The sequence below is a fragment of the bacterium genome (assembly GCA_004322275.1).
Classification (GTDB): domain Bacteria; phylum Desulfobacterota; class Deferrisomatia; order Deferrisomatales; family BM512; genus SCTA01.
In genome coordinates this window covers 1-13,894 of sequence record SCTA01000001.1, presented here as the reverse complement: position 1 = coordinate 13,894, position 13,894 = coordinate 1, and the positions used below count along the sequence as shown (strand labels likewise).

Annotated in this window: 4 protein-coding genes; 1 reads left to right on the top strand and 3 read right to left on the bottom strand. The window is 60.5% G+C overall.

Features of this window, described 5'->3' with window-relative positions; all coding sequences use genetic code 11:
- Positions 1-79 precede the first annotated feature (79 nt).
- Positions 80-1,237 carry a hypothetical protein gene (locus EPN96_00020; GenBank protein ID TAL18776.1) on the top strand — a complete coding sequence of 386 codons (1,158 nt, stop codon included), beginning with the start codon at positions 80-82 and terminating at the stop codon, positions 1,235-1,237.
- 237 nt (positions 1,238-1,474) lie between these two features.
- Here the strand turns inward: EPN96_00020 and EPN96_00015 are convergent, their stop codons facing one another.
- The 3 genes from EPN96_00015 to EPN96_00005 all read right to left on the bottom strand — a co-directional run bounded on the left by EPN96_00015 (position 1,475) and on the right by EPN96_00005 (position 10,467).
- Positions 1,475-3,250, bottom strand: a complete 1,776-nt coding sequence (locus tag EPN96_00015) for a hypothetical protein (GenBank protein TAL18775.1) — start codon at positions 3,248-3,250, stop codon at positions 1,475-1,477.
- The gene (locus EPN96_00010) at positions 3,241-9,498 is read right to left on the bottom strand and encodes a hypothetical protein (GenBank protein ID TAL18774.1); all 6,258 of its coding nucleotides are present in this window, start codon (positions 9,496-9,498) and stop codon (positions 3,241-3,243) included. The genes EPN96_00015 and EPN96_00010 overlap by 10 nt, the downstream gene beginning before the upstream one ends.
- Positions 9,499-9,702: 204 nt before the next feature.
- Positions 9,703-10,467, bottom strand: coding sequence for a hypothetical protein (locus tag EPN96_00005; protein ID TAL18773.1), 765 nt, complete (start codon positions 10,465-10,467; stop codon positions 9,703-9,705).
- Between the last annotated feature and the right edge of the window lie 3,427 nt (positions 10,468-13,894).

The following is a 13,894-nucleotide window of genomic DNA, read 5'->3' as shown; positions in this document are numbered from 1 at the left end:
TTCTTTAAACTGCGCTAGAATAGTTTTCAATATTGCGCTTGCGCATCGGGGTATTGAAGGGTACTAAAATTGTAGCGCAATGGCAACCGGAGGCTTTGGTTTTTCGTCTTCGAGGGAGTGTTTGATGAAAAGATTTCTTGCATTGCTTATCGGGGTTTTGGCTTTCGTCCCGGCTTCCTCGCTTGCGGCCGAACCTTCGGTCACAATCGAGCTGCCCTTCGACAAGGCGGTCCTTTCCACCAAATCGGCGATGGTGATCTATAAGGTTCCGCCGGGGTTCTCTCCTGTAGTCCTGCGGGGAGAAAAGGAGCAGTTCAAGGAAGGGTACAAGGTGCCCGGAGACGACGCCGACCTTGTCCACCTCCTCCTGCCGCTCAATGAGGGGCTTAACAAATTCACCTGGGTGGATCCTTCCAACGAACAGAGGATAAAATCCCTGAGCATTTACAGGATTCCCGCGTCCTCGACCAGAAAAGTGATGGATACGGCCGCCAAAACCTTCATTTTCCACGTCCCGGAACTGGAAAAGAACTGCTCCGGCTGCCACGAGCTCTCCCCCGACCTCGAAACCGTGGACAGAAAGCTCCCCACCGGCGTTCTTTGCACCTCCTGCCACCGCGACATAATCTCGGGCGAGGAGGTTCACAGGCCCGCCGGAGGCTTCACCTGCCTCTACTGCCACGATCCGAAGTACGCGCCCTCCCGCTTCACCGTCAACGACGGTGAAAAGCAGAGCTGCGGAACCTGTCACGACGATTACATTGCAAAGGAGATCACCTCGAAGCAGTTCATCCACGGCCCCCTCGCCGTGGACCGCTGCAATACCTGCCACACCCCTCACGCGGGCTTTAAAAAGCTGCTGGAGCAGGAACAGATAAAAGACCTCTGCGCCCGCTGCCACTACGAGACCGTCAACCAGAATATGACCGAGGGGCTTCACGCCGACAACCCCTGCAACGCCTGCCACGTCTCCCACGGCGCGAACAATCCCGGCTTTCTGAAAAAGGACGCTGTCGAGGAGATGTGCCTCGAATGCCATGAGCACGTCAGGGAGGGAGAACACGCGGAGATGCACAACCACCCGGTTTCATACAAGGCGGACGCCGCGCGCAAAATCCGTCCGATGAACTGCATAAGCTGCCATACGGTTCACGGCCGGAAGGACATAACGACCAGAAATATCTTTGAAAACAGCCAGGAGCAGAAGAAATTCTGCGAAAGATGCCACTACGATTGATCAGGTATCTCAGGGGAATAAAAAAGGGCCGGATATCCGGCCCTTTTTTGATTTCGCTATTTGCTTTTCAGCAGGGGTGTACGGTGGATGCGCCGATGACGCGGGGCTTAACGTAGGTTGTCTTTTTCATGGCGTTTCCTCTGCGAAAGTAGTTGACGGAATTTTCTACCGGCTTTTTTATACTTTAGACCACAAATATTCTTTTTTCAAGGGCTTCGGGGAGGCTCCGTAAAATTATCACCGTATCCTGAGCGATTTCACGCCCATGCCGTCAGTGCCCGCGTAAATCCGGCCGTCGCCCGTTTCATAGAGGGTAAACACGCCGGCTTCTCCCCACAGGGGCTTTTTTTCGTTTTCCCCGTCCCAGAGTCCCTTGCTCGTGGCCACTATAAGCGTCTTGCCCACGAAGACAAAATCGTTTACGTAATCGTTCTGAGGGGCCGTGAAGAGAAGAATCCCCTCCCTCCCGTCCCACTCGATCACCTCCCTCGCCGCCCTTGAGAGGTAGAGTTTTCCATCGATGTGTTTCACTCTTCCTAAATCGCCGGACTTTACGCTTTTCCAGCTGTCGCCGCCGTCGGAGGTATAGTAGAGCCCCGCCGAGGAGGCCGCCCAGAGCCCGCCGTTTTCACCGGGTTCGGCCGCCAGAAACCACTTGTTGGACGCGGGGAGTCCTTCCGGCTTTTTAACCCAGTTGCCCGCGCGGTCATCGGAGCGGAGAATCCCCCCCTCCGTGCCGACGAAAAAGCGCCCTTTGGGGTCTTTCACGAAAGAGTAGATGGTGTTTGAGGTGCCGAGCCCCAGGATGCGCTCCAGCCACTTCCCCGCCGCTTCGTCCCAGAGGTATACGCCGAGGCCGTGGCTGCCCATGAAGTATTCGCCCCCGTCCTCCAGGATTACGTTGGAGGCTCCGACCACGAGGCCGCTGTCACGGGGCTCCCAGGTAACCCCCTTGTCGCGGGAGAAAAACATGCCGTTGGCGTCCCCGCACCAGAAGGTTCCGGGCTCTTTCCCGGTGTGGATGGAATATATCTGGGTGGCCAGAAGCCCTTCGTTCAGAAAACCCGCGTCCTGGCCCTCTGCGTCGATTTTTACAATACCGTCGTCCCTGAGCCCGGCGTACCATCCCCCGCCCTTGTGAGGCGTAAGAGTGAGAACGTAGCGGTGTTGGTCCTTTTGAATTTTTCCGGCTTTTCCCCCCCGCGCGACGACGAACCCCTCGCCGGGGAAAAATCCAAGGATCGCGCCGTCGTATCCTATCGAAACGACGTTTACGTGTTTAAACTCCCCTTTTCGGAGCAGTTTCCAGCTTTTCGCGCCGTCGGCCGATTCCCAGAGCCCTTCGCCCGTGCCCATCGCCAGATGATCGGGGTTGCCGGGATCTTCCGCCAGAGACATGACCCGGAGGTTTTGGGGAAGACCCTCACCGAAAGAGCGCCAGCTTTTGTCCCGCCAGTAAAAAAGTCCGTCCCCTTCGGTGCCCATGATAAGGGGGCGCTGCTCTCTTGGAGAGAGAATGGCCCTGACCTGCCCGGCGGCAGGGGGCCGCTCCTCAAGGCCGGTCCACAGGATATCCCAGTCGCGCCCCTGATTGGGGGTAACGAAGGGCCCCTTCCCGGCGCTTCCCATGTAGATCCGTTTGGGGTTGGAGGCGTCTACCGTGATGGTGTTCATCTCATCGACAAGGTGGCCGGTTGCGCCTTCAAGTCCCGTTCGGGAGGGACGCCATTTATCCTCACCTCCTCCGACGTACAGATCGCCGAGGGACTTGAGGGCAACAAAGGCTTTTCCGGCGCGCTGGACCGAGCGCACCCGGTTCACGCCGAAAGCGGGCACACGGGACCATTTCCCTCCTCCAAAGGAAAAGAGCCCGCGTTCCGTCGCCGCATAAAGCGGCGTCACCTCGTCTTTGTCGAGAAGTATGGAGTTTACCGACCCGCCGAAGGGACCGGCAAAGGAGACAGAAAAGGTCAGGAGGGCTCCGGCGAGAGCCAGAGCCGTCCTCAACGCCAAATAGAACCGCCCAGGGCTTCCAGGAAGCATCCGCCTCCACCTCCGCCGCCACCGCCGCCCGAGGCTATCTCCGAGACGTTTATGGTGAGGGCCCAGGTTGCGGCGGCGCCGTGTTCGTCGGTCGCCACGAGGTCAACGGTATAGGGTGAGCCTTCCTTGTCCGCCCTGACAGGCGTCCAGGAAAGAACTCCGTCCTGAAGGGTCATGCCCGCCGGGAGAGTCGAGGTAGCGGTTACGGTTACGGCGTCCGAATCGGGGTCGGTCACCGTCACGTCGTAGACCAGTTCGTTGCCGACGAGAACGTCGACTGTCTGCGCACAGGTAAAGTAGGGCCTTTGATTCAGGGTAAGGCTAAGGACGTGCTGCGCGGCGCCTCCCCTTCCGTCTCCGGCCGTGAAGGTGATTTCTTTGGGCATTGAGGGCAGGTCTCCCGCGACGGGATTCCAGTGAAGGGTGTTTCCCTCGAAGGTCATCGAGGCCAGAAGCCCCGTGGCCGCCGATATGGTTACGGTGTCGCCGTCAGCGTCGCTCGCGCCCACCACCAGAGTAAAGGTTTCGCCCACTATTCCCATTGCGGAGGAGGGAGCGGCAATGACGGGAATCCTGTTGACCGCAATCGATATGTCCTTCGTCACGGCGTTGTTATTGGCGTCGGTAGCCTTGAAGGTGAGGTTGTAGGGTGACGCTGCGGCATCGGCGGCCGTGGGCGTCCACAGGAGCGAACCTCCGTCGAAGAGCATCGTTCCCGGAAGCGCGGTGAGGGCTTCGACTGTAACCTCTTCAAGGTCGGCGTCCGTTACCCCGAGGTCAAGAACGAGCGGCTCTCCGGCGTTTACGGTTACGCTTGAAGGACAGTTAAATACCGGCGGCGAATTCAGGAAGACGACGAGAGAGTGCTCGATGGTTCCGCCGCGACCGTCGTCGGCGAGAAATCTAAGGCTGTAGGGGCTTCCCGCGAGGTCTTCCGTGACGGGTGTCCACGAGAGGGTATTCGTTACGGCGTTAAAGCTCATATCTCCGGGAAAAGCCGTAAGAGGAGTAACGCTGACGGCGTCGCCATCCGCGTCGAGAACGTCGAGGCCGAGGGTAAAGGGAAGCCCGAGGACCGCCGTGGATACGGCCGGGCAAGAAAATACCGGCAGCCGGTTTACGGTAATCGTAAAGCTCACGGTCGCGGTAGCGCCGTAAAAATCCGTCGCCGTGAAGGATACCTCCACGACCGCTCCTCCGTCCGCCACGGCGGGCACCCAGGAAAAAGTCCCGTTGGCGTAAAGGGCTCCCACGGGAAGCCCGGTGCTTTCGACGGATACCACATCGTAATCGGCGTCGGCGAGGGCTACGTCGAAACTAAGCTGCGAGCCGACGGTGACCAGTTTGTCCTCTATGGGCGTAAAGACCGGCGGGTTGTGGGCCATAATGTCTATGGTCCGGGCGGTGGAGGTCAAGCCGTCGGCGGCGGTGAAGCGCACCGGCGCCACCAAAGAGGCTCCGGGAGTCCAGGAGAACTGCGCGCCGTCAAAGGTGGCTCCCGCCGGCAGCCCCTCGGCGGTGACAACCACCGCGTCCCCGTCGAGATCGGCGGTAGTCACTGTGAAGGTCAGGGTTTCCCCGACGGGAATGACCTTGTTTGAAAGACCGGTGAAAGAGGGAGCGCCCTTTACCGTTACGTCTACGGTTGTCTGGCTCTGATTTCCCTTGTCGTCGCTTGCGGTGAAGGTTATCGAAGCAACGGCTCCGTGATCGGCAAGCTGCGGCGTGCCGGTAAACCTGTTCGAGGCAAAAGAGCCCCACGCGGGCATGTTCGACGCCGTTACGGTGACGATGTCGCCGTCGATGTCCGTGGCCTCCACCCCGAAGGAAATCGTCCTTCCAACAAAAGCCGTTTTCGGATCGAGGGGGAGAATGGCCGGAGGAGCGTTCGCCGGAGGAACGTCCCAGATAATGATGTCTACCGTCTCGCTGTCGCTCTTTTTGTCGGCGGTCAGGCTCTCGGCCACCTCGAATTTTACCGTAAGGGTCTGGGGGTAGGTCGGGTAGATGGCGTAATCCAGATGGTTGAAGACAAACATCTGGTCTATGGTGAAGCAGGGCGGATTTACGCTGGTGTCGAAGGTCACGCCGGCGATGGGCGTCGGCAACGCCGAGGCCCCGCCGTTAAACTCGACCGGCGTCATCGTGTAATCCAGCGCGTCGCCGTCTGGGTCCGTGGCGCTCAGGCAGAACTGCAGGCTGGGCTGGCTCCAGTCGTAAATGTGGTTGCCGACGGGGGCGAGCACGGGAGGCGCGTTTGTCGCGCCGACCGTTATCTGTACGATCCCCTCGCTTGAAGCCCCGTAGCTGTCGCGCGCTATGAATTTTACGTTTGTGACGCCGCTTTGCCCACCCTCCGGAGTCCAGGCGAAGGTGCCGGAAACAAAGGAGGCGCCGAAGGGCATCCCCACCGGCGTTACCGTGGTCTGGTCGCCTTCCGGGTCGCTCACCAGGACGGTGAATCCAACGCTCTGCCCCGGAGCGCCGCTTTGAGCACCCGGCAGGGTAAGGGCGGGGGAGCGGTTGACGGTAATCTCCACCGTTTCGGTGTCCGTGCCGTCTCTGCCGTCAAAAGCGGTGAAGGTGAGGGTCGAAGTTCCGCCGTCAGCTTCCGAGGGAGTCCAGGTGAAGGAGTTCCCCTCTATCTTCGCTCCGGCGGGCATGGGGGCCGCCGAATAGACTATCTGGTCGCCGTCGGGATCGGTCGCGAACAGGGATATGGTCAGGAGGCTCCCTGCGTTGATGAATTTTGAGCCTATGACGCCAAGGACGGGGAGCGAGTTGGGGCGCTCTTCGACGGTTATGGAAATGGTCTCTGAGTCGGCGCCGCCATGTTCGTCGGTAGCGGTGACGACTACCGTCCTCGTTCCATATGCGGACCCGGCGGGAGTCCAGACGAAGGTTCTTCCGTCGAAGGTTGCGCCGGAGGGGAGCGGCGAAAGGCTGATTGCCACGGTATCGCCGTCAGCATCGGTCGCTGAGACGGTGAAAACCTCGGTTTCGTTTCCGCTGATGTATTTGTCGCCCACCGGGGAAAGCACGGGAGGGCGATTGACCAGAAGGCCGAGCGCGCCCTGCGCGGAGGCTCCGTGCTGGTCGGTAGCCGTCAGGGTCAGGTTGAAGGTCTTGCCGCCATCCGCCGAGGGCGCTGTTCCGCCGATGGTAAGAGCCGTGGGATCGAGGGTGAGCCAGCCGGGCAATCCCGGAGCGGCGAGGGAGACGGTGTCTCCGTCGGGTTCGGTTATCGGCAGCGCCAGTGTTTCGGCGGCGCCCACGGTGAATACGAACCGGGGAGGCAGACTCAGCTCCGGTTTTCTGTTTACGGTTATCAGTACCGGTTGTACGTCCGTCTCGCCCTGAAGGTCGGTGGCTGTAAAGGTCACCTCGTAGTCGATCCCGCCCTCTGCGTAAGCCGGAGTCCAGGTGAAGGTTCTGCCGTCGAAGGTTGGCTTGTTGGGGTAAGCGGAGTCGAATATCGCGCCCCCGGCGGTTACCGCCTGAACTCCCACGGACGAGGCGGTGGCGGATAGAAGTATATCTTCGCTTACGGTGAAAAAACCGTCGCCGCTCGTTATGCGTATCGTGGCGGAGGGGGCAGCGTCGGTCGCGTTAACGTCGAAGGAGAGGGTCTCTCCCACGGTAACGACCTTGTCCCCGGGAGACGCTATCGCCGGGGGAGTATTGCCGGCCGTCCAGGCGGGATGCGCCCCTGCGACTTCGGGGCCGTCGGGAAGAATCCTGGAGGAGAGCGTCACGGCGTCGCCGTCCGGATCGAAAGCGATTATGTCGAGGGTCAGGGTGGAGCCGACGTCGACCGTTACAGGCCCATTGATCGAAATTTCGGGAGGCTCTCCGAGGTAGAGGGACCAAAGCCCCGCGCCGCCGAGCGCGGCCACCAGAGCCCGGCCATCGGGGGTGAATTTCATCGCCCGAAGCCCGGGAAGGCTGGAGGGGAAGTCGAACCCCTCTCCGAAAGAGCGCCAGTTTATGCCGCCATCGCCGGAAAGATAAAATCCCTTGCCGTTTACGTACGCTCCAAGCAGTACGTCGCCGGGTAAAGGTCCGATTTCAACGAAGGGAACCTCGGGCGCGTCACCGATAACCGGAAGATAGACCTTGCTCCAGTTTCTGCCGCCGTCGGCGGTTCTCCACATCCCGTCGCCCATTGTCCCTGCCAAAAGGCTGCCGCTGGAATTCGGCGAGGCGCTGGCGGACAGGAACTGCACGCCGGGAAAGGCCGAGCGCTGGACGATGAGAGGCACGTAGATGTCGTAAATCTCCGTTCCGTATTCCGTTTCGACAAGAGAGGGCACCGACGCATATTCGGCGTAGCCGACAAAAGCGCCGAGATTCGCCTGATTGAGGGGATCTACCCTGGCGCTGCCCGCTATCGTGTAAAATCCGCCCGGATTGAAGGGGTCGCCAAGGGTAATCCAGTTCTGCCAGTCCCGCCACCCGCCGGGGAGTCCCGCAGGCAGGTTCCACCCCTCGGGATACAGCTCGATCCTCTGGTTTCCCGAGTGCCAGTAAGGAACCCCTCCCCTGCCCGCAATAAGGCTGGTTCCGCCTATAATGGCCTTGTCCGTGTATAAAACGTCGGAAGGGTCGGGAGAAAAGGCAAGCGAAGTGACCGTGTTAAGCGAAGTGGAGGAGCTGCCGATGCCGAGGGTCATCTCGCCCCAGGCTATGTCGTTGGTGGCGAGGGATTTTTCTCCCGCGTAGATGTTGAAACCCTCGACGGAAAGCCACAGCCTCTGGGCGTTTTCGTAGGCTATGAGCCTCGTTGCCCGCCCGGGGTCGTACCACTGATCCGAAGCGCGCTTCCAGCCGGTGGTGTAATCCCAGAGGGATACGCCGCCGCAGCCGATGCCGCTGCTGGACGAAGTGGAGCCGCCTGAGACGGCAAGCTCGGCGAGACCGCCGGAACTCCCCGAGCCGCCGGGCTTGAAATCAAAACCGTTAGCCTCGAAGGCGCGAAGTCCTTTGCTGGAATGAAGATAGTTCCCGGTGAGGGCGCGGCGGTAAATCCCGGAGAAAGATTCCACGAGGAAAGAGCCCCCCGCATCCGGAAGGATCTGCTTTACGTTCATTACCCGTTCGGGGAGTAATATCCCGGTTGAAGTTACGCCCCCGTCAAGGCTCTCGTAGATTTCTGAAACCGCCTCGTCCTGATAATCGTAAACCATGTAGTAGAGATGCGAGGGGTCTCCCGGAGTTACCCCCACCGCCGTTATCAGCGGGTAGCCGTTGGCGGTGACCGGAATGGACTGGCGTTTCGTCCAGGTAAAGTTATCGTTCGTGAGGTTGTAAACCCCCTCCCACAAGCCGCAAGCTCCCGCCGCGGCGTATATTTTCAGGGAAGGAACTTCGACGACGGCGATGTCCTCAACCGTGCAGGGATTTCCGCTTCCGTCCACAAAAGCACCGATCAGCGACGGGCTTTGGTCGGCGCTTTTCAGCCTGTACAACTCTTTGCTTCGCCCGTAAAAGAAAAGGGTGCCGCCGGAAATGGCGCGAAGCCCGGTGATATTGTAAGAATCGCCAAGCTCCACGCGGGGCCCGTTCCCGCCGTCGGTTTGCGGGCCTGTCCAGGTGACGCCTCCGTCTTTTGACTCGAAAATGACATCCTTGTAGCCGGTAACGCTTCTGCCCGCGTCATTGGCTGCCGCGAAAAAGTGGGTGGGGTCGGTTGGGTCGATCGCCACGGAGACAAACCCGCCGGGTATCGAGAAATCAAATTCAAAAAGACCCGGGGAGAATCTCTGCCAGCTGCCTCCGCCGTCGTTCGACAAGTAAATGCCGCCGCCCTCGTCGTTTGCGGCGTCGATGGAAGCGTAAGCGTGAACGGAGGCAAGGAGGCGGTCTCCCGGGGGGGACACCGCAACGGACGTAACGTCCAGATCCAGGATCCCGGTCCGGGACTGGGTCCAGGAACTGCCGCCGTCGATGGATTTGAATATCCCGCCCGCCGTCGCCGCCCACAGGGCAATGGAGTTGCCGGAGGCGTCATAGGTCGAGACCAGCCGTGTTACCGTTCCCCCCCACGGCCCGCCGCCGGGATGGCTTCCGTCGGCCGGAGGGTACGGCGACCAGACTGGAGTTACCGCCAGCGCGGCGGTTGAAACAGCCGCCGACAGCAGACACCCGGAAAACAGCGAAAATCCGAGGCGAGAGAATGGTTTTTTGGGGCTCAATGGTTGTTCCCTGTCACCGCTCAAAGGAAATCTCCAATACAATCAGAGCAATCCTGCGTGTCGTCAAATTCAGGTCATCACGAAATAAAAGCGCCTGTCTCCCAGGGGCTGGCGGACAAGCGAAGGCAATCGTTTTATTCACCCCAAAAATATAGCGGCAATAAAGGAAGGAATCCCCAAATAAATTAACGGCCGGGAAAGGAAAAAACTTTAACCCGGCCGTTTAAATCAGTGGCAGACAAGGCAAAGGGTGTTGTTCTGGTCGCGCAGTCTGAGCAGGGCGTCTCCGGTCTTTCTGGCCGTCTTTTCAAAAACTTCGTCTTTTCCGTTTTCGGCCTGAAAGCCGAAATGCGGATTGTGACAGCTTGAGCAGGTGACCACCCTCTCGTAGGTCTTGGTCTCTTTTTTCTCTACCTCGACGAATTTCCCGAGGGGAACGGAGGAAACAAGCTTGCGCTGTCCGTCGGCCCCCGTTACGAACGAAAGCGAATCGGGGTAGCTCTTCAGCGGCTCGCCGAGAAGCGCCGGGGCGAATTTGGTTACGGCCTCTTTGTTTTCGATTACCGTTACGAAGTGCTCGGGAATTCCGTTGCCGTCTTTGTCGATTTTATAAGAGGGGTGGTGAAGCCCCGGATCCATTTCGTTTGCGTGGCATTTGGCGCAGAGCAGATCGGAGGGTTTGCCGGAAAGGTCCATGACCAGATAATTCTTCTTTTTGTCCTCGGGCCTGTGGCAGCCGGTTATAGAGCCGTCGGCCCCGGCGGTGCCGGTGCAGCCGATTTTCTCGTGCCATTTCGGGGTTGGCGCGCCGCCGAACAGCTTGTCCAAAAGCCCGGGCTTGGCGGGTATCACCCTGGGGGCGTCGGCCGAGGACTCAACCGAATGGCACTCGGCGCAGTTGGAATCGCTGCCGGGATGGTCCGCCGCCATCGAAAGCGAAGCGGTAAGAAAAAAAACTATCCCCCCGGCGAGGAGAAAAGATTTTCTGTTCATTTAAACCTCCAGTGCCTGTTCCCCGAAAAATTTCCAATAAGGATATTTTGATTTTTACATACTTGAATAGCCGCCGCAACAGTAAAGACCCGAAGGGCCGCTAAAGAAACAAACCGGCGCGCCAAGAAAAAAAGCGGCCCCGGTTTCCCGGAGCCGCCCTTGTTTTTCAGCCCGCTTTTAATGGCAGGCGTTGCACAGTGTGCTGTCGTCGTCACGCAGGCGGAGCATGTTGTTGTCGGCGATGCTTCTACCCGAATGACCGGCGGTTGTGTCGTACACGTAGAGATCCGTGCCATGCGGGTTGTGGCAGGTGGTGCAGACAATCTTGTTGCTGGTACCGCCGCCGATTGCGTACTGCGCCAGAGGGAGCGTTACCTTGGGCGACGCGGAGGTGAGCTCGCCCACGAAGACGGGTCTCGGCGGATTGGTGGCGCTTCTTGTGGTCTCGAAGTCACCACCCCAGTAGTCGATGAACCGGTCTACGTTGGCGCTTCCGACGCCAGTGGGATAGTTAATGTTGTAGCCGTAGGCGTTCTGCTCGTAATGTCCGGCCGGGGGAGCTACCTCGCCCCAGGTGGTGGTGCCGGAGATCGCGGTCATGATTTCCGAAGTGCCTGCGGGGGCGGCAAAGAAGTCGCCTGCCGGGTGGTGCCTGGGAGCGAGGGTGGAGGTGCTGCCGTAGAAAGTGGAGGCATGGCAGACCTGGCACCGGGCGACCATGTTGTCCGCCGTCGAGGCGGTGGAGAGGCCCGTCAGCCGGTTCGGGTTGGCGCCCGCCTTGGCGTTGTAATGGGTCGTCGTCGTGGCCGCGGCGTGGCAGGCCGTGCAGTCTATGGGCGTGGTCCTGCCCGCGGCGGAATCGACGAGCGGGTCTTCCGTCTGTATCGCCGCATCGCCGTGTCCGCCCCTGCCGTACAGGGTGAAGTTGCCGTAGTAGCTGTCCGCCGCGTTGATGGCCGCGTTGCCGTCTACAGCCGCGTCGTAAGTGCCGTCTACCGGGAACGTGGTATTCCAGAGTTTCATTTTTGACGGAGTCCTGTCGTGGCAGGCCTTGCAGACCTTGGACCGGGCCAGGCCATCGTTGTAGGCCGAGGTGTCGGTGATCGCCGTCCAGTTGACTACTGGCGGATTTTCAGCGTCTTCGGCGGCTGTCGTCGAATGGCAATCAACCGCCGTGCATTCGGTGTTGTCCGCGGATACAACCGCATTTATGCCTGTCGCGGAGGTGGCGGCAGAGGTGGTTATCGCAACGCCGTTGTACCTTGCGGGGGTAACGACATTCCAGCTATCCGCGCCGGTCTTGGCGACGATGTTTACGAAGGTTCTCGTAGCGACAGGCCAAGCGCCGGAGCCCTGAACGGATCCGTTGTGCGCGGTATTGCCGGAACCGGTTCCGTGGCAGGGGTCGCACAGCAGGGCCGACTGGAACGAGGTAGTTGCCGGATACTGGGCGCCGGTGGCATCCGCCAGGAAACTGACGTGCGCGTCGTGCGCGCCGCCGCCGCCCGCGTAGTTTTGATCAGCCAGTACCGGCGGGAAGCCGTGGCATCCGTTGCAAGCGCCTCCCTTGAAGCCTTCCTCATGCTTGTGGCAGGTGGTGCATGTGCCGGCGGTGTTGTGGGTGTTGTTTTCGGCCTGGGCGCGGCGGTAAAAGTCTACACCGGCAAGGTCTACGTGGCAGACTTCGCAGATGCCGTTAGGCGCGAGGTTCACGCCGTAGCTGTTGGTCGCGTTGCCTGTGTAGGAGGTGAAGGTGACGGCGGAGAGCGTGGCCGTATCCGCCGGGGTGCCGTTGCTGTCGGAACCGAAGCTGGTATCCGCCGTCGATGTCGGCGCGGAGATGTGGCTGCGGATCATGGAAACGTTTGCGTCGCCGTGCGGGTCGTGGCAGTCAACGCACTTGAAGGCGTATTCGCCGTTGGGCCAGATCGCGGGTACGGCGCCGCCGGCGTTGAGTTTGGAGTGGGTCTGGGCCTGAGTCGCTTCATGGCAGCTGCCTGCGCCGAACCTGTTGGTATCGAGGCAGAGGCTGTCGGTAGTGGCCGCCAGGACGCCGAGACGGTAGGGGTCGAGCGTATCCTTCGGGAAGTGATCCGCCGCCTGATCGTGGCACTTCAGGCAGCCGTTGGTGGTGTCTCTTGCCGTGGTGTCCGTCAGTGCCGCGGGGAGGAGGCCGGATGCGTAGTTATTGGTTATCCTGCCGTGACCTAGGGCGCTGACGCCTGCGTACTGGGCGCTGGCGACCCTGTTGGGGGTAGCGTCGGCCGTCGGAATCGGTTTGGCGCCGGTGGCGGGCTCGGTGCCGACGTGGCATGACAGACATGTAACGCTTATGGTGCCGCCCCATACAGGAGTGGCAACGTTGTGACAGCCGGCTGCCACGGAGGTGCAGGTGCCGTTGTCGGTGCCGGGTGCGATGTAGTTAATGCCGCCCGGATTTGCGTCGGGTGCATAGGTAACACTCGTCATGCTCACGTTGACGGTGAGGTTCTGGTGAGTTCCGGCAAGGGGGCCAACGGCGGTGTAAGCCGTAGCGCCAGCGTGGCAAGCCGCGCAATCGTTATATACTGCGTCGTTGTTGGTGTGTATGGCATGACTGCCCGCGACGCCTGCGCTGCCTGTCGGAGCCGGGCCGGTGCCCAAGGCGGTCCAGGTTTCGTTGTGGCACTTGCCGCAGGTGATGGGCGTGGTGGCCCAGGTCGGAGTCTCTACGCCGTTGTGGCACTTGACGTTGGTGCAGGTGGTGGTTGTGCCGGAACCCGCGGTCGTGACCGCCGTAGCCTGGTATTGCGCCGAGGTGTTGAACGCGAGATTGTCCGTGGAGTTTATGTGCGATGCGCCGCTGGCGATGCCGCCGCTCGTAGCCGTGCCGTTGTGGCATATGTAGCACTCGTTGATGGCCGTGGCGCCGGGCATGGCGTTGGAGGCAAGGTGGTTGACGTGACCGCCGTTGGCCGGGGGCGCGTTATGGCACAGCGTGCAGTTCGCATAGGCGGTGCCCCAGGTGTAGGTCATATTTACCGGGTTGGTGCCGGCGGAGGCGTCGGACCTGTGGCAGGTGTTGTTGCCGCAATTGCCGAAAGTCGTGCCGGTTACAAGCACGTCGCCGCTGTATGTCATGGCAGGAATGTTGATCGTGCCGTTGATGTGCGTCGCCGTCGTTGCCGCCGCGTGGCAGTTGGCGCAGGTTACCGTTATTCCGAAGTTGGTGGCGGCGGTAAGGTGAGCGACGTGAGACTGTGAGGTGAGCGTCGCGGATTCGTCGCCGTGGCATTCGTCGCAGTTGGTTATCACCGCGGCGTCCCATGCGTAAGCAGCCGTGCGCGGTGCGGCGTTCTTGCCGTTGTTGTGGCAGGCGTTGGTGGCGCAGGCGCTGTACGTCGTGCCGGTTATGGCTACGTCGCCCGTGTAGGTGAAGGTGGTAGAG

Coding starts and splice junctions, on each gene's coding strand:
- EPN96_00020 (TAL18776.1), top strand. CDS start 80: ATGGCAACCGGAGGCTTTGGTTTTTCGTCTTCGAGGGAGTGTTTGATG.
- EPN96_00005 (TAL18773.1), bottom strand. CDS start 10,467: ATGAACAGAAAATCTTTTCTCCTCGCCGGGGGGATAGTTTTTTTTCTT.